Source organism: Spirosoma oryzicola (assembly GCF_021233055.1).
GTDB lineage: Bacteria > Bacteroidota > Bacteroidia > Cytophagales > Spirosomataceae > Spirosoma > Spirosoma oryzicola.
Window position 1 is genome coordinate 2580047 of the sequence record NZ_CP089538.1, and the last position, 21953, is coordinate 2601999.

The 21953-nt window shown below is 55.5% G+C and carries 21 protein-coding genes; 1 reads left to right on the plus strand and 20 read right to left on the minus strand.

The features are described 5' to 3' along the window. Nucleotides 1-50: 50 nt before the first annotated feature. The 18 genes from LQ777_RS10795 to LQ777_RS10880 all read right to left on the minus strand — a co-directional run bounded on the left by LQ777_RS10795 (nt 51) and on the right by LQ777_RS10880 (nt 17676). Nucleotides 51-431: a hypothetical protein gene (locus tag LQ777_RS10795; protein WP_232562528.1), complete on the minus strand. Its 381-nt coding sequence runs from the start codon at nt 429-431 to the stop codon at nt 51-53. Between the two features lie 41 nt (nt 432-472). Continuing rightward, nucleotides 473-868 carry a hypothetical protein gene (locus LQ777_RS10800; RefSeq protein WP_232562529.1) on the minus strand — a complete coding sequence of 132 codons (396 nt, stop codon included), beginning with the start codon at nt 866-868 and terminating at the stop codon, nt 473-475. Nucleotides 869-895: 27 nt separating this feature from the next. After that, complete coding sequence (locus LQ777_RS10805) at nt 896-1084, minus strand: hypothetical protein (protein WP_232562530.1); 189 nt, start codon at nt 1082-1084, stop codon at nt 896-898. Nucleotides 1085-1153: 69 nt separating this feature from the next. Beyond that, on the minus strand, nt 1154-1873 hold the full coding sequence (locus tag LQ777_RS10810) for a hypothetical protein (protein WP_232562531.1): 720 nt from the start codon (nt 1871-1873) through the stop codon (nt 1154-1156). 109 nt (nt 1874-1982) lie between these two features. Next, nucleotides 1983-2957 (minus strand): hypothetical protein, encoded by a 975-nt coding sequence (locus LQ777_RS10815; RefSeq protein ID WP_232562532.1) that lies wholly within the window; start codon nt 2955-2957, stop codon nt 1983-1985. A gap of 56 nt (nt 2958-3013) precedes the next feature. Continuing rightward, nucleotides 3014-3583: a hypothetical protein gene (locus tag LQ777_RS10820; protein ID WP_232562533.1), complete on the minus strand. Its 570-nt coding sequence runs from the start codon at nt 3581-3583 to the stop codon at nt 3014-3016. Then, entirely contained in the window at nt 3576-4430 is an 855-nt protein-coding gene (locus LQ777_RS10825) for a S49 family peptidase (protein WP_232562534.1), read from the minus strand. Before LQ777_RS10825 ends, LQ777_RS10820 begins: the two co-directional genes overlap by 8 nt. A 96-nt stretch (nt 4431-4526) precedes the next feature. Continuing rightward, complete coding sequence (locus LQ777_RS10830) at nt 4527-4823, minus strand: hypothetical protein (protein WP_232562535.1); 297 nt, start codon at nt 4821-4823, stop codon at nt 4527-4529. Then, nucleotides 4823-6031, minus strand: coding sequence for a phage head spike fiber domain-containing protein (locus LQ777_RS10835; protein ID WP_232562536.1), 1209 nt, complete (start codon nt 6029-6031; stop codon nt 4823-4825). The genes LQ777_RS10830 and LQ777_RS10835 overlap by 1 nt, the downstream gene beginning before the upstream one ends. A gap of 5 nt (nt 6032-6036) precedes the next feature. Then, on the minus strand, nt 6037-7275 hold the full coding sequence (locus tag LQ777_RS10840; protein WP_232562537.1) for a hypothetical protein: 1239 nt from the start codon (nt 7273-7275) through the stop codon (nt 6037-6039). Next, the gene (locus LQ777_RS10845) at nt 7272-7961 is read right to left on the minus strand and encodes a hypothetical protein (RefSeq protein ID WP_232562538.1); all 690 of its coding nucleotides are present in this window, start codon (nt 7959-7961) and stop codon (nt 7272-7274) included. Before LQ777_RS10845 ends, LQ777_RS10840 begins: the two co-directional genes overlap by 4 nt. 7 nt (nt 7962-7968) lie before the next feature. Beyond that, nucleotides 7969-8349, minus strand: coding sequence for a DUF1353 domain-containing protein (locus tag LQ777_RS10850; protein ID WP_232562539.1), 381 nt, complete (start codon nt 8347-8349; stop codon nt 7969-7971). Continuing rightward, on the minus strand, nt 8346-8792 hold the full coding sequence (locus LQ777_RS10855; RefSeq protein ID WP_232562540.1) for a hypothetical protein: 447 nt from the start codon (nt 8790-8792) through the stop codon (nt 8346-8348). Before LQ777_RS10855 ends, LQ777_RS10850 begins: the two co-directional genes overlap by 4 nt. A 23-nt stretch (nt 8793-8815) precedes the next feature. Beyond that, nucleotides 8816-9928: a hypothetical protein gene (locus LQ777_RS10860; RefSeq protein ID WP_232562541.1), complete on the minus strand. Its 1113-nt coding sequence runs from the start codon at nt 9926-9928 to the stop codon at nt 8816-8818. Between the two features lies 1 nt (nt 9929). Then, entirely contained in the window at nt 9930-10496 is a 567-nt protein-coding gene (locus tag LQ777_RS10865; RefSeq protein ID WP_232562542.1) for a hypothetical protein, read from the minus strand. 149 nt (nt 10497-10645) lie between these two features. Then, nucleotides 10646-11137 (minus strand): hypothetical protein, encoded by a 492-nt coding sequence (locus LQ777_RS10870; RefSeq protein ID WP_232562543.1) that lies wholly within the window; start codon nt 11135-11137, stop codon nt 10646-10648. Between the two features lie 129 nt (nt 11138-11266). Beyond that, a complete protein-coding gene (locus LQ777_RS10875; RefSeq protein WP_232562544.1) occupies nt 11267-17071 on the minus strand; it encodes a hypothetical protein in 5805 nt (1934 codons plus the stop codon). A 5-nt stretch (nt 17072-17076) separates the two neighbouring features. Further along, nucleotides 17077-17676, minus strand: a complete 600-nt coding sequence (locus tag LQ777_RS10880; protein ID WP_232562545.1) for a hypothetical protein — start codon at nt 17674-17676, stop codon at nt 17077-17079. 135 nt (nt 17677-17811) lie between these two features. Here LQ777_RS10880 and LQ777_RS10885 point away from each other — a divergent pair, with 135 nt between their 5' ends. Continuing rightward, nucleotides 17812-18426, plus strand: a complete 615-nt coding sequence (locus LQ777_RS10885; RefSeq protein ID WP_232562546.1) for a hypothetical protein — start codon at nt 17812-17814, stop codon at nt 18424-18426. A gap of 74 nt (nt 18427-18500) precedes the next feature. Here LQ777_RS10885 and LQ777_RS10890 read toward each other — a convergent pair whose 3' ends face one another. Beyond that, nucleotides 18501-19889, minus strand: a complete 1389-nt coding sequence (locus LQ777_RS10890; protein WP_232562547.1) for a hypothetical protein — start codon at nt 19887-19889, stop codon at nt 18501-18503. Continuing rightward, nucleotides 19886-21928 carry a DUF5977 domain-containing protein gene (locus LQ777_RS10895; RefSeq protein WP_232562548.1) on the minus strand — a complete coding sequence of 681 codons (2043 nt, stop codon included), beginning with the start codon at nt 21926-21928 and terminating at the stop codon, nt 19886-19888. Before LQ777_RS10895 ends, LQ777_RS10890 begins: the two co-directional genes overlap by 4 nt. Between the last annotated feature and the right edge of the window lie 25 nt (nt 21929-21953).

Consider the following 21953-nt stretch of genomic DNA (forward strand, 5'->3'; position numbering starts at 1 on the left):
ATATCGCCAGGAAAAAGCCGCGATTTTTGGGGGTCTTCTGTTTTTGGGCGTTAGCGGGTTAATTCGGCTTCGTAGGCCAGTTTCAGACTTTGCAAACGGTCCAGCTCAGCCTGCCATTCGAAGGCGTTCTTGTGATCGGGGCGCTCAGCCAGTTTGGTCTGGTTTTTCGAGATATTGGTCCGGATGCGGCTCAGCTCCAGTTTGATCTCGGCTTCGCTCAGCCCTTCTTTTGGCTGGGTTGGTTTAGTGGCTTTCGGCTCCCGGCGCTGTTTGCCGGTCTTCAGCTCGTACTGGGCATCCTTCCACAGCTCCCGGATCTCTTCCAGCTGCTCGACTACCTTTAGCCGTCCCGCCACGTCATCGTCGGCAAAGTCAGCCAGTGTATTACTCAAAAGAGCAGCCTTGCTGTTAAGCCGTTCGGCTTCCAGCAAGAGCTGCTCTTTGCGTTCTTGTGATAGATTACTCGGCTCGTCTATTCGCTTTTTTTTTCTTCAGATTGGCCAGAATCACCATTATTGGTGGTGTCTGCAGGCTGGCCACCATCCTGATTGGTGGTGTCACCAGGTTGATTTGTTTCTGGTTTAGCCGGTTCAATCTTCGGTGCTGGGGGAGCCGGCAAGGTATTTACCGGCGCTGGTTTTGGGGCTGGGCTGTTCTCCTGCACAGCTGCTTTCATCGCCTGGTGGGCCTGCTGCTTAATGGCGTCCGGGTCATCGGTCGACACTTCGCCTGCTTCTGCAGCTACAATAGCGGCTTTCAGGTCCGATTCGGCTTTGTCCAGAGCCGCCTGGCTTTGTTCGCTTTTGTGAGAAAAATGATTGAGCAGAGCCAGGTCGCGGGCTCCTTTGAGTTGGGTGAGTGTACTCATGGTTGTAAAACGGGTTAAGCAGCGGCCTTACGCTTCGCTGCTGGTTTTTGGATCATTGATAAGAACGTACTGGCCCGGATGCTGATCAGCGACCAGCTCGGCTTGCTCCAGCGTCAGATCACCGACCCGGATTGTATCCGAGCCGATGCCAAACGTCGTACTGGGATCGCAGATCACCTGCACGGTGCGGGTTGGTTTGTCTTGTAGTTTGGCCATTGGGCAAATCAGAAAAAAAGGCTTCTGGACCTTTTGCGAGTTGGTCCAGAAGCCTGGTTAACGAATCAATTAAGCAACGCCCGGAATCGTGACCGAAGCGGCCAGGATGGGGTAGTTGAACATGTAGCCGTCCTGCTTGGCCTTGAGCGTCCATTCCCGACGGTCAGACCCTTTAGCGCCCGACGTATGGGTGATCTCGAACTGCAGACCCAAAAAGTTAGAGCCCAGTACCGCCCGCTGACCGTCGGTCATCGTGACTACGGCTACGACTTCCTGGTTGAGCAGCTTGTCGATGGCCGCACACTGAGCCTTGGTAAAGCCCGCAATTTTTACTTCCAGGCTTTGTTCCCAACTCTGATAGCCAGTCGGTCCTTTTAAGGCTCCGTCCGTTTTCAGCGAGTTATCCGATACTGATACTTCGATAAATGCGCCGGCTGGAATGGCAGGTGGCCCGACTACAGCAGCGGTCATCGTGGGCGCTACGGTCAGCTCGCCTTCGATAATATCCGCTTTCTTTGGCCATTCGCCCGAAATGCCATCGACCGGAGCCAGGAACAACCGGCGACCACCGCCTGGGTTAGCTACGCCCTGTTCGGGCTTTTTGACGGCGGTCAGTGCTCCAAACGCCAGACCCGATCCGGAAAATAGCGACTGACCCGTCACCAGCTGAAAGCCATACGTTAAGGCCGGAATGGTGGCCACGCCAGCCAGTACGTTACCTGTCTGATCAGTCACTAAGGCTGCAATGAATAAAAGGGACAAGCCCAGTAATACCTTGATACTTTTCATTTTTGTTAGCTGTCTAATAAAACCTTGGGTACTTCTAAAAAAAGAGGAAGGAACTAGCCGCCCACCGTCGCCAGTGGGCGGCACTGGGTACTCGGTACGCGGTACTGACTTAGATGGCGTCGTTCAAAAACAACAGCTCAGGGCTGGCGTAATCGAAACCAACCGACACCCGGATGCTGATCTGCCAGCTCTTCACCTGCTTGACGATGTTGATCGAGTACTGGCCTGGCGCTTCGTTGGCGATGAACTTCAGGTTGTCTTTTGGCGTGATCACTTTCGTGTTTTTGCCCGCCAGACCCGGATCGATCACGAAGGTGATGTTGGTGTAGTCGTCGAGCGTTGTTGGCTTGTCAGCGGGTCCAACGTGCTCTTTAAAGAGCGTCCGGCGATTCTTCCGGTACAGATCGTAATCGGTCTGCGAGATGTAGTAATTGAGCGGGATGCTCAGCAGATCGGGCCGGGCCGTGGTGATCAGGTTGGCCACGCCATTCACCTGGTCGTAGGCGTTATTGACCGTGATGGCCGCTGACGTAAAGACGTGGCTCGCTTTGATCTCGCCTGATGCCCGGCCAGCTGCCGTTTTCTTCAGTAGACCGTCTGCGATGTTCTCAGCACCCACTGGCGTTGGGTTGTAAATACCCTTCCAGGAAGTTTTCTGGCGCACGAACATGAAGTGGGCGGCAATGATCCGGCGCACGAAGAACAACTCAAACGGATTTTCGCGCACGTCGGCTTCGGTACGAGTCGGCTCCATGATCCAGCCCGCGTACGAACGGTAGGCTTTCTGAATATCGTCGAAGGTAATCTCCAGATCGATGTCGCCCTGGGTGAACTCGGCGTAACGGGGCCGGAGCACCATCGCCTGTTGACCCGTGAAGCTCTGCGAAGCCGCTTTGAAAGCGTCGATAAATTCCGCCGAAAGCAAAAGCGCCCGGTCGCGGGTCAGCTCGGTGGCGAAGTCGTTGCGCAAAGCCGCTACGCCATCCATCACCGCATTGGTGACAATGATGGTACCGCCATTGTCCTGGACGGTACGCATCAGGTCAGCCCCAAAATTTGAAAAATCAATTACTGGCTGTGCCATTTGTTAAAAAAAGAGAAAGGTGATACAGTTAAAAAAAAGCAAGCTGAAAGCCGCTTTTAAACGGCTTGAGCGGGCGTCCGGCGCTTGCGGAACATATCCAGAGCGGCACTGGAAGCCTCCGATAAATTGTTCTCCGCCTGCTCGCCCTTGTTCGTTGAGTCCGTTGCCGGTAGGGCCGTGGCCAGCGTCTTATGCTTATCGTGCCAGGCTTTGTAGCGGTCGCGGTCTGTAGTCAGGGCTGTTACCTGAGCGTTCAGCGTTGTTACCTGACCTTCGGCGTTCGTAGCGCGAGTGGTCATGACCGTTAGCTGGCTAGTCAGCTCCGAAGCCGATGGCTGGGGCGCTGGGACTTCGAGCGGCATCTGACCCGCTGCCGGAGCAGCGGGAGCAGCTACCGGAGCCGCTGGGGTAGCGGGAAGAGCTGCTACTGGAGCGGCTGGCGTTCCAGCGGCTGGCGTTCCAGCGGGTGGCGTTGTCTCCACGCCAGCCTGCATTTGCTGGTGCAGCACAGCCGCTTCCTGCTCGGCTTTGTTGACTTCATCCTGGGAAGCGTTCTCCAGGAACCACTTCGATGCGTTGGGGAACAACTTGGCGAAGAAGCTCCCGTTAACGGTGTTTTTAGACATAGTTTTTAGAAAGAGAAATTACACGGTTATAAGCCAACGTCAGGTCGCCTTTGCGGTCGGCCAGCCCGTTGCTAATGGCTTCATCGGCACCATACATCTTGCCGGTAAAAATTTCTTCGGATTTGATCTTGCCACCCCGACCCGCACGTATGGCTCCTTTGAAGGCTTTATTGGAGACGTCCAGGCTTCGCTGGATATCGGCTTCGGATTTTGCGTCGAGCGGCTCGATGCTGTTGGGCTTGGCTTTGTCGACTGATCCCGTAGACCGGAACAGCCTTACGTCGATGCCTTGTTGCTCCAGCGATTTGGCGTAATTGGTGTACATGTAGATGGTACCAATCGAGCCGATCTGAGCGACGGGGCCAGGCCGCATGATGATCTCGTTAGAAGGCGAAGCCGACCAAAGAGCCGCACTGGCGCAGCAGCTAACCAGCGAAACAAGCGGCTTTTTCTGCACAAAAGCGGCTACGGAAGCACAAAATTCATCGGTGGAGTCGACGGTACCCCCGCCCGAATTGTAGTCCAGAATGACACCTTTCTTCGCGTCATTTTCGGCGATGCTATTCAGCAAACGCATCAAGAACGTGTTGGAGAAATAATTGTCCCAGGAATAGCCCCGTGACATGGTACCCACCACGGGAATGACCACCACGTCGCCCTTGGTACCGACGCTTAGCTGATCAGCGTAGTAGCCCTCAATAGTAAAGCCGGCAGCGGCCATCGCACTGGCGGGAATGTCCGGGTGACCAGCCATGTAGGGTTTGAACTGGCTTGCCTGCAGAGCCGCCTGGACGGCGTAGCTGTGAACTTCGGATATGGCCCAGACGCCTAAAAGATTTTGGTACATCGCCGTAGCGGTTTAAAACGCTACGAAGGTGGAGCCGTGCCCGCCAAACGGAAAGGACACAAAAAAAGCCTGGCTCATTGCGGCCAGGCAGTCGTATCAGAACCAAACCACGAGCGGGGTGGTAGGGGGTGTTTTCATCACCAGCGGGCGGAGCACGTCCGGTAGATCACCGCTCAGCAGCCGAAAATTAGCGTGCCAGCCAGTACACAGCTGAGCCGGTGCCAGTTCGACGCCAAATTCGTCAACGATAGGCGGATCATACAACTTGCCCAGGTATTGCAAAGCGAAGTTTTCACCAGCCATTACCAGGTTGCCTTCCCCATCGATCAGGCCCGCAGCCGCCAGAGCCGCCATCAAGCCCTTGCGGGTGTCCGATTTGATATAGTAATCCATTAGGCAGTGAGGGCTTGAAGGTAGGAATTAGACAAACGACGTGGGTAGTAGACGCACTTACGCAGGTAGCCGTTTAGGCTGGCAGATCCACCACTTGAACCTAGATACATAGATGTAACAATAGGTATGTTGCCACTAGTAGCTTTTTGTACGCCTACGCCAGTATGACCAACCGCAAAATCATTTACCCGCCAGCTTCCAATTAGCTTATAGATGGAATTTGCAACGGCATTGTTGATTGCTGATAGAATGACCTGATCCACATTACTAGCCGTTACCCTGAGACGCTGAACTGAAGGTGTGGCTGCGCCAGATTCTAGCGCAATAATATTGCTCCCTGAACCAGACAAGAGCGCAAAGAACGATTGGTAGTTAGTTGCGGGTACTACTCCCCGAACGAACTCAATTAGCATCGTACCTTCACCTTGATTATACCAGCTGCCTAGGTTCGTAAAACACATATCCGCCGACCGTGTAACAGCCGCCGTAGTGGTCGGTATGTAGCTGGTGGCAAATGAGCCAACTTCAAACTGAGCTGCTAAGACAACAATCGTTTCATTCGACGTAGTACTATCCGGGCCTATACCTAGTCTAAAACCACCCGTATAATTAGGTACATATGTGTACGTAAATTTGCGTACCGTAGGGGTTATAAAGACATCCGTATAGGTGATTGTTCCTGCATTTGAGTTAGTGACACTCGAAGAACCAATTAAGCCATTCACAACCGTTTCGATTGCTCCATCTTGATTGCGAAACACGAATCTTAACCGGCCAGAGTTTCCCGTATTCTCGTACAATATAAAGCCACTGTAAGCTGTGCCTGATGTAAGATTGAAAGCAGGTGCCTCTGCTCGATGCCAATTTTGTCCCCCGCAGGCAATTGCATAGCGGTTAAGCCCCAGCGATGTGCCGGAAAGCAGTGTTGTTGTAGCACCCGTTTGGTTCCAGCTTGTTAACGTGTTACTAAAGTTTATGAAGTTCGTCCGCTGTTCTTCGATCAATAGCCCCCGCAACTGTTTACTGACCGGGTCGTAATCGAATCTAGGCGTGTTGATAGGGGCGGTTTGCAAAGTGCCTGTACTATCAAAATACGTACCCTGTGTGGCTCTGGTGAAGTTTAGTCCGACAGGCAGCACCCCCTTCATAAAATCCAGATTGAGCGAAGGTGTAAACTGGCTTACCGTAGCTCCAATGTGTCTAACCATGCCCGTTACTGTTTAGAGTAGAAACCATCCAGCGCATTACCTGCACTGGCCACGAGGGTAAACACCATCACGCTACCAGCAGCCGTGCTCCAGTCGATGGCCGCACCCGCTGGAAAGCGAACGGTAGCGGGGAAGGTAATTGTAAAGCTACCCGCCCCGCCCTGCACGGCCCGGATGTACAAACACTTTCCCTGTCCCACGTTGGTAAGGCTGAGCGTAACGTTACCAGTCAAGTTTAAAAACAGGTACGTGTTGTCATTCACGGCCATATCGACCGAGTAGGCCCCGGTTACATTGCCCGCATCGATCTTGCGATTGGTAGCCGCTGCCAGTGCATTGTTTTCGCTGGTCTTGGCGTTAGTCTCGCTGGTCTTTGCATTGGTTTCACTGGTACCGGCGGCATTCTTGGAAGCCAGGGCTGCAGCTGCCGATCCGGCGGCATTGGTCTCGCTGGTGCCAGCGGCATTCTTGGAGGCCAGGGCCGCTGATGCCGAACCAGCAGCATTGGTCTCACTGGTGCCAGCCGCGTTCTTGGAAGCTAGGGCCGCTGAAGCCGATCCGGCGGCATTGGTTTCGCTGGTGCCGGCGGCATTCTTGGAAGCCAAAGCTGCAGCGGCTGATCCGGCGGCATTGGTCTCGCTGGTCTTCGCGTTAGTTTCACTGGTACCAGCCGCGTTCTTGGAGGCCAGGGCTGCAGCCGCTGAACTGGCGGCATTGGTCTCGCTAGTGCCAGCGGCATTCTTGGAAGTCAGGGCTGCAGCGGCTGATCCGGCGGCATTAGTTTCACTGGTCTTCGCGTTAGTCTCGCTGGTACCGGCGGCATTCTTGGAAGCCAGAGCTGCAGTGGCTGATCCGGCGGCATTGGTCTCGCTGGTCTTCGCGTTAGTTTCACTGGTACCAGCCGCGTTCTTGGAGGCCAGGGCTGCTGAAGCCGATCCGGCGGCATTGGTCTCGCTGGTCTTGGCGTTGGTTTCACTGGTACCAGCGGCATTCTTGGAAGCCAGGGCTGCAGCCGCTGATCCGGCGGCATTGGTCTCACCCGTCTTGGCGTTGGTCTCGCTGGTACCAGCCGCGTTCTTGGAGGCCAGGGCTGCAGCCGCTGAACCAGCCGCGTCGGTAGCTTTCTGGGTGGCTACGCCGGCAGCGGATTCAGCCGCCTGCCGATCCGGAAAGATTGACTCTTTGAGATCGTCGATAATGGGCTGGAGCCCTTCGACGGTGAGTACTTCAATTTCTAGGCTCATAACAACGTGATGCTGATGGTTTTATAGCGGTTCTGGTTTTGGGTGTACTGAATACTTCCGCCTAAGCCGAGCCGTACACCCCGCTCGGTTTTGCCCACAAACGTCATAATGTTACCCGCCACTAGTACCGCCGTGTCAGCCGCTTCAGTAGCCAGCTCAGCGCTAGTATGGGCGGCTTGCTTGGAGGCCAGCGCCGAACTCGCCGAGTCCGTAGCACTGGTCGCACTGGCCTGGGCGATCTGTTTACTTTCCAGGGCCTGAGCCGCCGACTGCATGGCCGCTGCCGCTGCCTGGGCTACCAGCTCGGAAGCCGTCTGAACGGGTACGGTGAAGGTGACCTGGTCGGGTAAGCGAACCGTCAGTGGCTGAGCGGGTAGAATCGGAGCCGCCAGCGAAGCCGTCAGCTCCAGCACAAATTGCACCAGGCCGTACCAGCCGATCTCGATCAGGAGCGGCCCGCCCGATAGGTCCCGAAGAATGGCCATCTGCTCCAGGTTTAGCTGGAGCAGCAGCGTCGTGCCCTGACGCTGGATGGAAGGCTTGAGCGACGGGTAATCGCGCTGACCGCCTTCGCTGCAGGCCCGCACCGTCAGATCGAGCGGTACGCCCCCAGGAAAGGTGAAGGGAAAGGTAGCCGGGTTTTTGGCGTAGCGGATCATCTTGACCCGCCCGATTGAGTTATTCATCGTTCGATTAGTTTACCCACCAGGATCGACCAAAGAGCCGGCAGGCCAGGTACATACAATAATTGCGCAGGGGTTTGCGGGGCTCTACTTCCCGAAGCCGAAGGTACAGCTCCCGATCCGCCAGTCGCCGGGCCTGTTTAGCGCCCAGCGTATTCTCAAACAGCCGGTTATCGTACCAGTAGTCGTGCAGGATGGTGGCCCGGTTGTGCCGGCCAATGGGCGGGAAAACGCCCCAGAGCAGCATCGGTACCGACGCGAAATCGGTCACGTAGCCACGGGGCACGACTACCTTGCCCGCGTCGGTCTGAAACGTAACCGAATACACCAGCTCCCAGCGGTCAGCTTTGGGGTCTTCTTCTTTGTAGCGGACGACGATGGGCTGGTTCATAAGCCGCTCCGCGCATCGATGTTCAGAATTTCACCCTGCAAAAGCGCGTATAGCAACGAAGCGAAAGAGGTTTCGTCGTTAACCGTAAGCCCTTTTGCCTTCAGATCGCCCAGGGTGATGGCCTGAAAATAAGCCAGCTGGGGCACGGCTCCTGCCGTGCCTTCCGCTACGACCAGGCCCGTAGCGTCGACGAATGCGCCTGCCGTCTGGCGGGTGACGATCTGATCGGCGTAGCGCTGTAAACCCGCCAGCCGTTGTTCTAGGGTCAGCGTTTGATCGGCGCTAATGCGCTCGGTGAGCGGTTGGCCCTTGGCGTCGACGGTGATCACCCGCACCTGCTGCACCATGTTCAGGTCGGGGCCAATGCTGAAAATTTCGTGCTGAGCGATGCGCTTGAAGCTGGTGACGGGCTCGTCAGAAATGGGGGCTTTGATGGTGTTCATACGGAGGAAGGAAAAGGTGACGATTACCAGGAAGAAAGTTGAATGCGACGCCAGCCGTTCACGGTTTTGATATAGAACCAGGTGTCGTCCCAGCAGACGCTACCTGGTTGGCCGTTTGGATCGTTCGGCCCGCTGGGCGTGTATTTGTTCTCCAGCCGAAGCTGATCGTAGCCATTTGGCCCCTTCGCATGGAGCCGGGCGGTGGGGCTTGGGGTACCTACGCCCATATTGCCATTGGTGTCGATCCGTAGCCGCTCCGGGAAAGCGCCCCCACCGTAGCCCTGAATGATAAAGGAATCCGAACCGGCAGAAACCCCGTAACGCCAGATACCAATGCCGGCCTGGTGGATCTGAATGAGCGCCCCATTACCGCCTGATAGCCGGGTGTTCTGAAATTGGGTCAGTACGCCATTGTCGGGGTTGTCAGCCTGTACATCCAGTTTAAAGCCTGGCGTAGCAGCGCCAATGCCTACCTGGCCGCTACCTAAAAGGATCATCAGCAGGTTACTGGTATTGGCGGAACTGCCCGCGTAGAAAGCATGCTTGGAGGTCGGGGCATCCACCTGGTAGCGCAGTGTACTGGCATTGATCCCCAGCCCGTAAAACTGATGGTCGTTACCCGTAACATCGTTGAGTACGATCTTTCGGTTGGCGACATCGTTGCTTAAGCGAAAAACTTTGGTCAGCGAATCGATCACGATGGCGTAAGCCGCCTGCAGGCCCCAGGGGCCAAACTTGAAAACGCCATTCTGGTCGGTACCGATCTTGTCGATCCGCACGCCCGGATGGTGCAACTCGATGTACGAAGGCCCGCCGTTGACCGAGCTGACCCGCATGCCGGCCTGGTCGTTGGCCACTTCGGCCAGCGGTTTGCCGTCCGGTGTGCGGGTATAGGCTTCGATACTACCCTTGAAGCGGGTGACGCCGATCCGGTAGATGTCTTCGTTGTTGGAACCGCCTGGGCTGTTGTCTGCCGTGCGCTGCCAGGTCGACACGTTACTGTTGACCGCATCGCGCACCCAGCGCACAACGGTCTTTAGAATAAAACGCAACACACTCGGCTTGATATCGCGGGTGACGTTGTCGGCTAAATTCGAGTCGATCTGACTCTCTAGGGGAGCGGAATCTAAAGGCATGTTATGAATCAAAAGAAAGGTTGAAACCAAAATCAAAGGCTGAGCCAGCAAACAGTACCTCCGGATCGGTACTCTCCAGCCGCCAGATCGGGTGCGCACTCCGACCCGTAAACGTAAGCTGGATACCATTCGTGGCTCCCTGCAGCCGGGTCACCCCAAGCCGGAGCCCGTTGGCCGGATCGCCCGCGATCCAGCCCTGGCCATTATAATCCGCCCAGAACACGACCCAGCGGGCGCTGGCGTAGCGGGCGATGTAGTCGTCGAAAGCCGCCGATGGGCGGGGTAGGGGAAACTGCAGGGTAGGTACGTAGGTCATGCCCGCCAGCTCACGGCTGCTGGCTTCGTCGAAGGTGGCTGTTTTGGCTGGCAGCTGCAGCCGGCTCAGCAGCGCTCCGTTCCTGACCAGCAGGCCGGCCTTACTGACCGTCTGGGGTTGGCCGGCGACGGGATACTGCTGGGGGCTGAGCACGGCGGCTACGTCAGCGGCCCTAAGCAGCCAGGCCGCACGAACAAAGCCCGCGTTGGGCTGGCCCGCCGGCTGGCCCAGTATCTGTTGGGTGGTGGTCATACCCCAAAAGTAGACCGCAAAACCCCCGCCCGAAAGGACCGATTTGCGCACACTTTTTTTTAAAAAAAAGGCCCTGGCGATACACCAGAGCCCCTTTTAGCCGGACTTTTTACGCATGAGCCGGACTTTTTTGTCTGTAGCCGGACTTTTTAGTCTACAGCCGGACTTTTTACGCATAAATTTTCCTGCCTTTTTCGATTTTTCCGGTCATTTCGGTTCAAATAATCCCGGTAAATCTTGCGAACCGTCTCCCAGTCGATGTCCACGTCGCGTTTGATGTCGTAGCGGTCGAGAAACTGCCGGATGTGGGGCGCGTAGTCACCCCCCACCAGTTCATGCACTTTGCGCACCTCGAAGATCATCGCCGTGCGAAAAATCTCTTCCAGCTGGCGAACCATCGCCACGAGTTTGTCGGGTGCAATGTCGTAGCTTTTCTCCCGGCAGTAGTAGGCAAACGTGACGCTGGTACCGGGTACGGGTCGGGCGGGAATAGCCAGTGGGTAGGGCCGGGAGACCAGGTTGATCAGCTGCCCGATCTGGCTCGACTTTTCAACTTTGATAACGCCGGTTTGTGCGTTGTATTCCCCTTCCAAAAACTTCTTTAAATAGACAGGTACTGGTAAAGTAATGCGCTTTAGCATGAATGTTAAGTTAAAAAAGAGCAAGGTTTTGTGGGTGCGTCATGAGGGGAGCATTAAAGATAGGGCTCCCCGGTGACATTGCAAAGCAGGTAAAACTACCCGCACGGAATATTCTCCGCCAACCGTTACTTATTTACCCCCAAAGGTGCTGATAGCGCCTATCAACGCGTCCAGTCGACCTGCCTGGTTGCTGCCCCAGACGGCTCCCTGCACGCCATCGACGGCCCCCCGCACCTGCCAGACCGCGCCTTCGACGCTGTTGATCGAGCCTTTTAAACTGCGTACTTCTACCGATAAGCTGTCCACTGACTGAGTGGTACGAGTCGCTGATCGATCCAGAGCCGTCTCAGTGCGGTAGCCCAGGGTGCCCAGTGCCTGCTTCTGGTCTTTGTTGAGCGTATCGAGCGAGCCCGTCACGTCTTCGTCGAGTACGTCCAGCGAGCGGGTGACGTTCTGGCTCAACAGGGCCAGCGCCTTGGTCATATCCTTATCCAGCAGGGCCAGGGCCGTCTCGGTGCTATCGGCCAGCTCGTCCAGACTGTTGACCGTTGCTTTCTTCAAATCCAGCAGGGTCGTTTTCATCTCGTCCGAGAGATTGTCCAGGCTGGTGACCGTTTTTAGACTCAGACTCGCCAGCGCTTTCTGGTTGGCGGTGCTGGCCGCTGACATGGCCAGAATGGTTTTGGCCGTGGCTTCGTCCTGGTTTCTCTGGAGCTTATCGGTCAGCTGGGTAAAGTCGGTCTTTGACTGGGTCGCCAGTTTGTCCAGGCCCGTGGCCGTGGTCTTCTCCAGGCTGCTGAGCGATTTAGTCGTATTGGTCGAGTGGCGCTGTAGTTCGGTGGCCGTCGTTTTCTCCAGACTGCTGAGCGAGCGGGTCGTGTCGGTCGACAGCTGCTGCAACTCGCGCACGGTGGTTTCTTCCAGGTTGCCCACCGCCTGGGTCGTGTCGGTCGATAGGGCTTTCAGACTTGATACCAGCTGCAGCGTCAAACTAGAAATGGCCAGCGTATTGGTCAAACGATTCGTGCCCAGCGTGGCCACCAGCTGGGAGCGGTGCTCGTTGATCGATAGCAGCAGGCTATTTCGGAGCGTGGTCAGCTCAGCGACGATCACTTTGGAATCGGTCGTCTGGCTGGTCGATATCCGCGTCAGGGCGCTGCTTAGATTCGTACCCAGCGTTTCCAGCCCGGTCAATAGCGAGCGGTTGTTGTTGCTGTCGTTGATCCACTGGCTGAAGGCGACGTTCGCCATCGCCGTGCGCAGATTGTTCTCCAGATTCATCAGCAGCTGGCGCATGGTTTCGGGCTCTTTTTCGAGCGCATCCTTGATGGCCGTTAGTAAACGAAGCTGCTCCAGTCCCTGCTTTTCGGCCCGGTCGGCTGCTGCCCTGGCTTCGGCGTCATCGTAGCCGCTGTAGTTATCACTACCGCCGTAATTATCACTGTAGCCTTCATCGGTCATGCCCCCGTCGTCGTAGCGCTTACCACGGCCTGGCGTGGCCCGTCCCGGAATACCGCCGTAGAGATACATCCGGCCTGGCCAGCTGGGTGGGTTCAGTAAACCACCATCCCGGAAGCCGGCTGGCTGGCCCCAGGCTGGATGGCCCAAGGCATCACGGTCGGCTAGTACGGATCGACCCCGCCGGCCTGGCGTGCGGGCGTTGGCGAACATGCGCTGGATCAGCGGCATATTGGCCTGGGTTTGTTCCCGGCTGATGATGGCTTCCCCGCCTTCCATTTCGCCCACGTCGCGCCCACTCTGACGGTCGATCAGGCCAATGCCCCCCGTGCCGTAGCTCGCCCCGTGGCGACCGCCCTGGGGAATAAAGCCCCCCTTGGCGAACTGGGGAGCCGGCTGGCTTTTGATCATGGCTACCTGCACGCCCGTCATCACTGCCGACATGGCGGCAAACACCAGGTTAGCCGGCCAGAACGATGACGCCAGCGCCTTCAGCGTGGCCAGGGCTCCGGTGATCAGCGCACTGGCGATGTCGGCTTTTTTCTGGGCTTCCCAGGCTTTGCGCTTGGCGGCTGCTTCGGTCGCGGCTGCTTTCTTATTTTCGGCTTCGATCTGGCGGTTCAGCTCCTTCTGGTTCTGAATCCGGGTCTGCTTTTCCTGTTCAACTTTTTTGAGTTTTTCCCGCTTCTCCTTTTCGGCTTCTTCGATTTTTTTGTCGGCTTCTTCCTTGGCCAGCCGGATCTTCTCTTTCTGGTCTTCCTTGGCTTTAGCCAGAATTTCCTTGGCGGCTTTTTCGTCCCCTTTTTGAACCGCTTCGATGGCCTTCAGCTCGGCTTCCTGCTGATCTTTGGCCAGCTCAATTTTGGTTTTCTGGGTATCCTTCGCCAGCTCGGTCTGGGTCTTGGCCGTGTCTTTGGCTTTTTCGATCTTGTCCTTGGCTTCGGCTTCGGTCTGCTCTTTGGTCGTCTCAAAAGCGGCTTTTGCGTCGGCCAGTAGCTGCTTGCGGGTAGCCTGGTCGATATCCTTACGCTTATTGATAGCGGCTATTTCGGCATCACGAGTGGCTTCGGCGGCATCGATCTTTTCGTTTTTCTCATTAGTCGCCGATTTGATGGCTTCCTTTTCGGCTTTCTGGGCGGCATCGATGCTTTGCTTGGCTTCGTTCTGAGCAGCTTCGATGGCTTCCTGAGCGGCATCTTTGGCGGCTTCCGACTTGCCGTCCGCATTTTCTTTATAGCCCTGCAGCTGTTCATCGAGCTTCTTTTTTTCGGCGGTGCTGGAAAGCTGACGATACTGCTGTTCCAGACTGGAAATAGCGCTTTCGGAAGCGGATTTGATGGCCGAAATCTTGTTGTTGCTTTCCTGAGTGACCCGCTGCTTTTCCATTTCCGCAGCGTCCTGAGCCGCCTTCTCCGTAGCGATCAATTCCTGAATCAGCGCTACCTTTTCGTCACGCTCTTTCTTGGCAGCGGCAATGGCGTTAGCCGCCTTCTGCTGTTCGAGCTGATTGAGGAATTGGACGGCAGCGGTCGCCATCTGAGCCACGGCCTGGTACTTGGCCATGTTTTCTTCGATGCGCTTTTGCCAGGCTTCCTTTTCCCCCTTGACGATGTTGCTGGCGTGTTCGACGAACGCCATCAGATCACCTTTCAGTAAGGCCGAAAACGCGTTGGATGCTTCGCTCCAGATAGCGTTTTTCTTTTCCTTCAGGTCGCGCTCAATCTTGGCTTTGGTATCAGCCGCCTGCTGGGTCAGCACGATCCGCTCGTTTTCGAAGCGGGCTTCGATGGCCGTCAGCATCACGCCTTCCTGCTCTTTGCTGGTCGCTTCCCGGATGGCTTTGGCCCGCTCGGCGGCTTCTTCGGCGGTATTCTTGGCCAGCGATGCCGCCAGCTCACTATCGACCCGGCGATGGTGGATCGCTGCCAATTGAGTCGCTGCCGTCGCCGACGAAATAACCTGACTATCCAGTTTAGCCTGCACGGTCATTTCCTGCCAGTCGTAGAGAGCCGCGTACGCCTGGCGTTCCTGCTCGGCGATGAACTTCTGATTGTCGAGCCGTTTTTTCTCTTCTTCTTCGGCTTTTTTGCGCTTCTTCTCAGCGTACTCACCAGCCACGCGGGTGATATCGGCCTGCAGTTTTAAATCCAGGTTGGCGATCTGCTGATTCTTGATCGTTTCGCTCTGCAGGCCCCGCATGATGTCTTCGGCTTCCAGATCACGTTTGGCCTGCAGCTTGGCAAACTCGCGCTGCATCTCGTCTTTGATGCCCGCGATATGGGCTTCGGCTTCTTCCTTGGCCAGTAGCTCCAGCGCTTTCTGGTTGGCTTTACGTACGTCCTCCAGCGCTTTCTCGTGATCTTTTAGCTCTTTTTTGCGGGCCTTCTCAGCTTCTTTTTCCCGTTTAGCCTGGGCTTTTTTCTGCTCGTCGGTCATGCCCTCCTGGCGCTTGGCTTCGGTATCTTTAGCTGCAAAAATCGCTTCGGGTGCTACCTTCTTGGGGGTGTCGACCATCGCATTTTTCCAGCCATTAGCGATAGCATTGAAGTTTACTTTAGCGGTGTCGCCCACCTGGGTGAAGGTTTTCTTCGCCTGCTCCCAGGCCGCTTTACCGCCGACGACATCGCCACTCAAATACTTCTCCAGAGCACGGGCGGCCTGGACGACTCCCCCGAAGGTCTGACCCATGCCAATCAAAACAGCAATCGCGGCCTGCACTGGAGTGATCACCGCCCGGAAGGCCAGCGCCACAACTTTCATGGTGGTATTAAGTGCCGTGCCGCCCGATATCATGTTGGGAAAAATGCGCTGCACTATCGGTTGCAGCGAGCCAGCCAGTGCGCCAATCGCGTCGAATAAATCAGCGAATACAGTCACCAGTGGCTCGGTAGCTACGGCGATCTTGAGCATCCACTGCACACCCGTCGACAGAAAATCCAGCAGCCACAGAAAGACGGGTTTGAGCCGGTCGCCCACGGCTACCTTTAGGGCATCCATCGAGTCGCCCAGGTTAGACGTTTTACCGTCCAGCGTTTGCATCATGGCCGCGTTCTGTCCCTGAACGCCCTTCATCTCACCCAAGGCCGTCATCACGCCCAGGGTAGCATCTTCCTGGTTCTTAAAAGTATTGACTACCTTGCCCGTCACTTTATCGAGCACCTCGAAACCAGCGCTGGTATTCTTGACTACCAACTGGGCGTTTTTAAATTTAAAGGTGACTTCCTCGCCGGCTTTGGATGCCCTGGTGCCAAACTCTTTAAGTCGTTCAAATTCGCCGGTAGCAGCATCCAGCAAGCCTTCAACCAGCTGATCAAAGGTTTTACCCTGGGAAGCGGCCAGGTCAGTGAGTGCAACCATTTCGGCTTTCGATGGGCGTAGACCCCGGTTCACCATCTTAACGTAGCCTTCGGTTAGCTCGTCGACTGAGAAGGCCGTTTTGCTACCTAGCTCTTTGAGCGCTTCCATTGATTCCTGGGCCTGCTTCTGGGAGCCCAGGGCGTTAGTGAGTACCTTTTCGTACTTCTCAAACTTGGCCGTCGTTTCAAAAATGGCCTTGCCAATATCGATGATGTAGCCGACGATCTGGAGCGCAAAAAATGCTTGAAACGCTGTTTGCATCCCACCTACTCCCGAAGTGATTTTTTGCCAGAGCGTTGGTTTGCCCAGATCATCACTCGATTTTTTAACGTCGTCGACCTGCTTACCCACGGCTTTAAAATCCTTCTCGGCTTCGCCCAGCTGCTTGGTGGCTTTGACAAAGTCGTCGGTACCGGGCTTGAGTTTTTTTAACTGCTCATTGAGCAGCTTTACCTTGGCTTCGAGTTGGCCGTACGTTAGCTCGCTGTTTTTGGCTTCCAGCAGCTGCTTATGCAAAGCCTGGGTTGCATCGTCGACCGAATCTTTGACGCTATCGTAAAGCTGCTTTGTTGTCGTAAGCTGCTTGCTGGTCGCGATAAATTCTTTGGTGCCCGGTGTCAGTCCGTCCAGTTTGGTTTTTAGCTGCTCGATCTTGGTGCGCAGCTCGCCGAAGGTCAGCCCCGAATCGGCCATCGTGGTCAAATCCTTAGCGGCCTGCTTGGCATTGGTGCTGACATTTTTCGTCGACGCCGTGACGTTGTCCAGGTACTGGCGGGCGGTCTGCAGTTTAGCTGAAGCCGCGATGAATTCGTCGGTGCCAGGCTTGAGCGTTTTCAGATCTCGGGCCAGCTGCTTGACGTGGTTTTCCAGCTGACCGTACGACAGCGTCGTGATATCAACGTCCTTCCGCAAGGCTTCACTGGCCTTGCGGGTGTCGTCGAGTTCAGTCTTGAATTTTCGCCACTCGTCGGAGTTCTTACCGGGTCCGGTTTTTTCGATCTCCTTGAGCGTTTTTGTTAGCTCGGTAGCCCGGTCGTTGAGCGCCTTCAGATCGGCGTTAAACTGGCCCGTGTCGGACTTGATCTTGAGGGTAGCTTCCTCGTTAAGATTTAGTGCCATTGTGGTTAGTTGAATTCGAAAGCGAGTTTCATGCCCTTCATTGCCGTATGGCCAGCGGCTTCTACCAGATCGCGGAACAAGTAGGGTAGTACGTCTTTCAGCAGTGGATCGGAGTACATGCCCCGGTAGCCGCGTATGACGTTGGGAAAGCGCTGGAGCGCCATTTTGTAGCCCCAGGCAATGCGTTCGATGGCCTGAGTTTCCGATGCCGGCCAGACGCCCTTGGGATAGCCCGGAACGCCCTTGTAAAAATGCGCCCGCCCGTATTTGGCCAGGTTATTCTCGACCATGCGTACCATCGCTGACAACGGTGGGGTGCGGGCGTAGTTGAGCGACTGTAAGTCTTTGATGCGGGCCAGTGGCGACATCGTTAGCCGGGCTTCGACGTAGCTACCAGCTTCCTGGGCCGCAAACGTGCGGAACGAGTGCAATAGCTCACCCGTCAGATTAAGGCCAGCGTCCTGAGCGCGTCTGATGAATAGTTCCTTCGCCTTTTCGATGTAGGTGTCCAGAATCTTCGCTGCATCGCGGTTAGTGGTCAGCCAATCGCCCCGCGCATCGCTGGAGCGCAGGCCGGTCGCTTCGGTGCCTGGGGAATTTGCCATGCTACGAAAGTGCAGGGTAGGGCAGGCAAAGGGAAGGACGAAAAGTCTTGCCTTAAAGCTAAGTTAGTAGGGTATGATATTAACAGTAATTAGAACTCTTCCTTAAATAGCTTTAGTGATTCTAATCTACATAATATGGCATCCACAATCAGATTAATCGAAGAAAAACTAAACGAGTTCAGGGGAACTCAAGCACATTTCGGACCGCGTCAATCAACGGTTGAAACAGTTATAAAAGCACATAATGGCTTTTACAATGGTTCTTTGGTAAATCCCAATGGAACAGGGGAATTTTATAATGGCGTACGATGCTTATTGCCCTCTTTTGTATTATTTTTCTATAGTGCAGAAGGAACTATGTACTATAGAGAGGGAATAGTTCATGTTCACATTGAGCTGTTTCCTGCCCGTATAAATGCACCAAATTATGTAAGCCCAGAAGATCTTCAAGCAACTGTAGATGACTTGTTAAGTCAGTTACCCAGCGAAGAAAGTGGTATATCTTATCAGAAACATACACCAAGTATGGATATTACCTATGATCAATGGCAGAGGATAAAAAATAAGGAAGTCAGCGATATGACTGGAGGATGGGCGACAATGGAAGGTATAGAAGATCTGCTCAAAGCTGCATTAGAAAATGATTTTGAGGTAAATGTGCTCGACGAGAATGGATACAAAATTGGGAATTTGAATTACGATTCAGGTAGCGATGATTTTGTTTTCAAGAGTTACACATTTAATCCATAGAAGAAATAAATGAGAAGGAGCCCTGTCAACATTGACAGGGCTCCTTCTCATTATTGAATATCAATTTTTTGCTCTTACACCGCCACTAACAAGCATTCCGCCGGCTTCTGAATCGGTAGACTTACCGCTACGCTCAGCACAAAGTAATCCATCCCATTGATGTGTACTTTTTCATCCCAGCGTAGCATGGCCAGATCTGTTTCGGTCAGGTTCATCGACTGCTTGACGTAAAACTGATTCTGGCGCATGTCTTCCAGCTCCTGCCAGTGGTTTTCATGTAAGCCATTTGCGCCGTTCCAGTAGAGCGAATAGAAGCCGCTTTCGGGTGATGCGTCGGGTTCGCCCACGATAATGCCGTTCCAGAAAAGCAGTCGGGGCGAGAAGGTATTACTGAGCTGGCCGAATTGCGTCGTAATTCCGATCTGAGCGGTTTTCGTGCGTCCGGTGGTATCATCAGTCAATAACGTCGAGAAACGGCTTTTAAGGCCCGCAAAATTAGGGTCACTTCCCGCGCTCATGTAATCGGCCATCACCGCGGGCTTGTCCTTCATCAGCCCATCGTTACCATCCAGCTCGTAGCTCAACTGCAAACGCGTGTTGGTTTCGGGCGTTTTGAGCGGTTGACCTACGGCCTTTTTGCTCCAGTCCTTCACTGCCGGCTTTTTGATGGCGTCCTGCCAGAAACCAATCGTTAACCGACGAGCCGGCCCGTCAAAGTCGAATTGCAGGTTAAACAGCTTTCTGATCTCCAGCAGCAGTTCGGATAAACTCATACTGGGTAGATGTTTGCTGACCGTCACCTGGGTGGCTCCGTCCAGCGCCCTGGTATTGTAGAGCAATAGCCGGGAATAAACCGGGTGATTCAGGAAGGCACCGTCGATGGTGGTGTTAGTGGCCAGCGCTATTTTCTTCAGTAGCCAGGTCAGCATGATCATCGGCGTTTGCGGTCCCTGGCCCGATGGGTCGTTTACCTTGCCGCTGTAGCTGATCGATGCGCCATTGGTACCGTAGAAGTCCGGGTTACGAATAACCGGAAAGGCGGCAGCGATTAAGCCGCCATCGATCAGTTCCCCGTTGGCCAGGGTTGCCATCGATAGCGACCCCAGGTCCAGCTCCGGTAGGGGCAAGTTCTGCCAGTCACCAAAAAACTCGCCCAGCGCTTCAACCATCTGACCGACGTAGCCGCCTGGCCCCGCTTCAGTCAGTACGAACGTGGCTTCCCGGATCAAGTGCCCACCCCAGTACTGCTCGAAGCGTCGACGTTGCAGGATAGCGCCTGCCTGGGGCTGTTCCCAGTAGCCAAAAATCTGCTGGTTGCGCCGGGAGATTGGGAAGGTGGGCAGGTTGGCCGTGGAGCCCGGTATCTTGCTATAGTCAAAGTGCGGGTTGATTAGGTTCATCTCCAGCGCTGAGCCAGCGGCCAGCTCCACTGAGCGACCATCGATGCGAATGTCCAGATTCATCGATCTTCAAATTTTACGTAATACAATTCGCCCGATTGTGGTACGGGCCCCATGCCGTTAGCGCCTACTAAACTCATCTGCTCGTAGCCGTCTTTGTTGTGGGTAAAGTCCTGAGTCCGGAGCAGCACGCCGTTTTTGTAGAGTTTGAGCCGTTTGGTCGCAAAGGGTGCGCCCAGGCTATACAGCAGCCAGTTGGCGTCAGCAGCCGGAAAGTTCAGATCGTTACTGCCGGCCAGGTAAACGAACTGACCCGCCTGGCCCTGTAGGCTTTGGGTGTTGCCCATATCCGCCGGCCCGGCCTGGCCATCATTGTGGAAAATAGCGGAGCTGCCTGGACTGCTGAAGCGCACGTGCCACTGGCCCGCCGGCAGGTTCCAGGAATAGGTTTCCGACAGCGAGCAGCTGCCCCAGTTATCGGCGTAGGCTTGGGTATCGAGGCTGGCAAATTCGGCTTCAGCCCTGGCGTCAGCGTCGGCCTGGGTTTCGCTGCCGTACTTGCCCGCCAGAACGACGACGGTAGCCGGCCCGCCTTCCTGGCCCGATGGGCAGGTGCTTCGTTTGAACCGGCCCGTACGGCTGATGGGGGTACTGGGGTAGGGCGTCGATCCAGGTACTACGCCCGGAATTGGCGTCGGGCTGATGTAGTCGGCATTCCCCACGGCGTTGGGCTTTTCAATGATTGGCTTGACATCACTGCCGTCGTCGACGTAATACTTGCGCAGCCGGATCGGGGCTCCCAGGCCCGTCCGCTTGCCGTAGCCGTCCAGGATTTGCTGAAAGCCAATGCCCCGCCAGGCCGTGGGTCGGGCTGGTCCCGATGACGTGGCGGGCAACTGGCTATAATTCTGCTCAATTTTGGCTTTCCGGAAACTCAGCGTACGGGCAATCAGATCGGCGTCGTCTTCGTGGGTGACCAGTTCCGTGGTGGTTAGTAGCAGCGGCACGTGGCCCTTGGCTGTGACCAGGTAGATCGACTTGCTCAGCAGCAGCTCGTTCAAATAGCGAGCCCAGGCACCGGCCTGGCTGCTGAAGTAGCCCGTCGATACCGTCAGGCTCTGATCACTTTCGATCTGAATGACCCGCAGCTGAGCCGCGTCGATGGCCGTCGACTGGGGATCGGTTTCGACCGTTATGCGCTGCACGGTGGTCGCCAGCGAGCCCTGGCCCAAAATTCGCAGCGTGTCAAAGCCGCCCAGCGAATTCTCAAACAAGATAAAGCGCTCCTGGGCCTGCTCGGTCGAATCGATCACAAAGGTGCGCACCTGAGAAATCCTGTTATTGGCCCCGTCGCTGAGCCATACATCGTAGCTGGCCACGTCGTAGCCCAGCCCGTTGGGATACATGCCCACTGGCACGCAAACGACCTGGTTGATTGACGCCCCGCTGAGCGTCGACAGGGTGCGCACGTCGGAGTTCCCGTTCGGGTAATTGACCTGGATGCGTAAGTTAATGGTGGCCGGTACCGGCGAGCAGTTTAAGAGAAAGTACAAAAATTCGGGCTGGTGCAGCGAAACGATTTTCTCGTCGGGTTGCCAGGTCAGAAACTGGCGGGTGTCGCGCAGGTAGCTATCGAAGAAATGATCGGACCAGCCGGCAAAATCTTCGCCCGTCAGCCCACCTTTGAAAACCCACTCTTTGGGCCGGGTCCGTTCGGTGTCGACCGCCGGATGGCCCCCGGTGACGGCTTCCCGTAGGCAGTAGGGCATCGTCATCGTTGGAACGATACTCATAATTGACTGATTGAAGTCGGGCTTCTGGGTTTCCAGAAAGCCATCCAGTACCTGGTCGATGCGAAACTGAGCCCCGTCAAAGCGCTGCAGCCCACCCACCGTCTGGGGCGGGCGCTCCCGGCCTACCAGGGTGGTGAGTTCCTCCAGCTCGGAACTCTGGGGAAAACTCGGCACAAGTACTGTCAGGGCGTAGCGCAGATCGGAGCGGTCTGTTAGCGTTGTATCCGCCGGATCAATGAGCACGTCCAGCCGATTGCGGGAAAAATGAAGGGGTTGGAAAACCAGATTGGTTGCCAGCGGGTCGATCATAGCAAAGCGTGTTTTGCCAAAATTG

Excerpts from the sequence above, each read along its gene's own strand:
- LQ777_RS10880 (WP_232562545.1), bottom strand. The coding sequence starts at position 17,676 with ATGGCAAATTCCCCAGGCACCGAAGCGACCGGCCTGCGCTCCAGCGAT.
- LQ777_RS10890 (WP_232562547.1), bottom strand. The coding sequence starts at position 19,889 with ATGAATCTGGACATTCGCATCGATGGTCGCTCAGTGGAGCTGGCCGCT.
- LQ777_RS10800 (WP_232562529.1), bottom strand. The coding sequence starts at position 868 with ATGAGTACACTCACCCAACTCAAAGGAGCCCGCGACCTGGCTCTGCTC.
- LQ777_RS10815 (WP_232562532.1), bottom strand. The coding sequence starts at position 2,957 with ATGGCACAGCCAGTAATTGATTTTTCAAATTTTGGGGCTGACCTGATG.
- LQ777_RS10895 (WP_232562548.1), bottom strand. The coding sequence starts at position 21,928 with ATGATCGACCCGCTGGCAACCAATCTGGTTTTCCAACCCCTTCATTTT.
- LQ777_RS10885 (WP_232562546.1), top strand. The coding sequence starts at position 17,812 with ATGGCATCCACAATCAGATTAATCGAAGAAAAACTAAACGAGTTCAGG.
- LQ777_RS10805 (WP_232562530.1), bottom strand. The coding sequence starts at position 1,084 with ATGGCCAAACTACAAGACAAACCAACCCGCACCGTGCAGGTGATCTGC.
- LQ777_RS10840 (WP_232562537.1), bottom strand. The coding sequence starts at position 7,275 with ATGAGCCTAGAAATTGAAGTACTCACCGTCGAAGGGCTCCAGCCCATT.
- LQ777_RS10860 (WP_232562541.1), bottom strand. The coding sequence starts at position 9,928 with ATGCCTTTAGATTCCGCTCCCCTAGAGAGTCAGATCGACTCGAATTTA.
- LQ777_RS10875 (WP_232562544.1), bottom strand. The coding sequence starts at position 17,071 with ATGGCACTAAATCTTAACGAGGAAGCTACCCTCAAGATCAAGTCCGAC.
- LQ777_RS10810 (WP_232562531.1), bottom strand. The coding sequence starts at position 1,873 with ATGAAAAGTATCAAGGTATTACTGGGCTTGTCCCTTTTATTCATTGCA.
- LQ777_RS10825 (WP_232562534.1), bottom strand. The coding sequence starts at position 4,430 with ATGTACCAAAATCTTTTAGGCGTCTGGGCCATATCCGAAGTTCACAGC.
- LQ777_RS10830 (WP_232562535.1), bottom strand. The coding sequence starts at position 4,823 with ATGGATTACTATATCAAATCGGACACCCGCAAGGGCTTGATGGCGGCT.
- LQ777_RS10835 (WP_232562536.1), bottom strand. The coding sequence starts at position 6,031 with ATGGTTAGACACATTGGAGCTACGGTAAGCCAGTTTACACCTTCGCTC.
- LQ777_RS10820 (WP_232562533.1), bottom strand. The coding sequence starts at position 3,583 with ATGTCTAAAAACACCGTTAACGGGAGCTTCTTCGCCAAGTTGTTCCCC.
- LQ777_RS10855 (WP_232562540.1), bottom strand. The coding sequence starts at position 8,792 with ATGAACACCATCAAAGCCCCCATTTCTGACGAGCCCGTCACCAGCTTC.
- LQ777_RS10865 (WP_232562542.1), bottom strand. The coding sequence starts at position 10,496 with ATGACCACCACCCAACAGATACTGGGCCAGCCGGCGGGCCAGCCCAAC.
- LQ777_RS10850 (WP_232562539.1), bottom strand. The coding sequence starts at position 8,349 with ATGAACCAGCCCATCGTCGTCCGCTACAAAGAAGAAGACCCCAAAGCT.
- LQ777_RS10845 (WP_232562538.1), bottom strand. The coding sequence starts at position 7,961 with ATGAATAACTCAATCGGGCGGGTCAAGATGATCCGCTACGCCAAAAAC.
- LQ777_RS10870 (WP_232562543.1), bottom strand. The coding sequence starts at position 11,137 with ATGCTAAAGCGCATTACTTTACCAGTACCTGTCTATTTAAAGAAGTTT.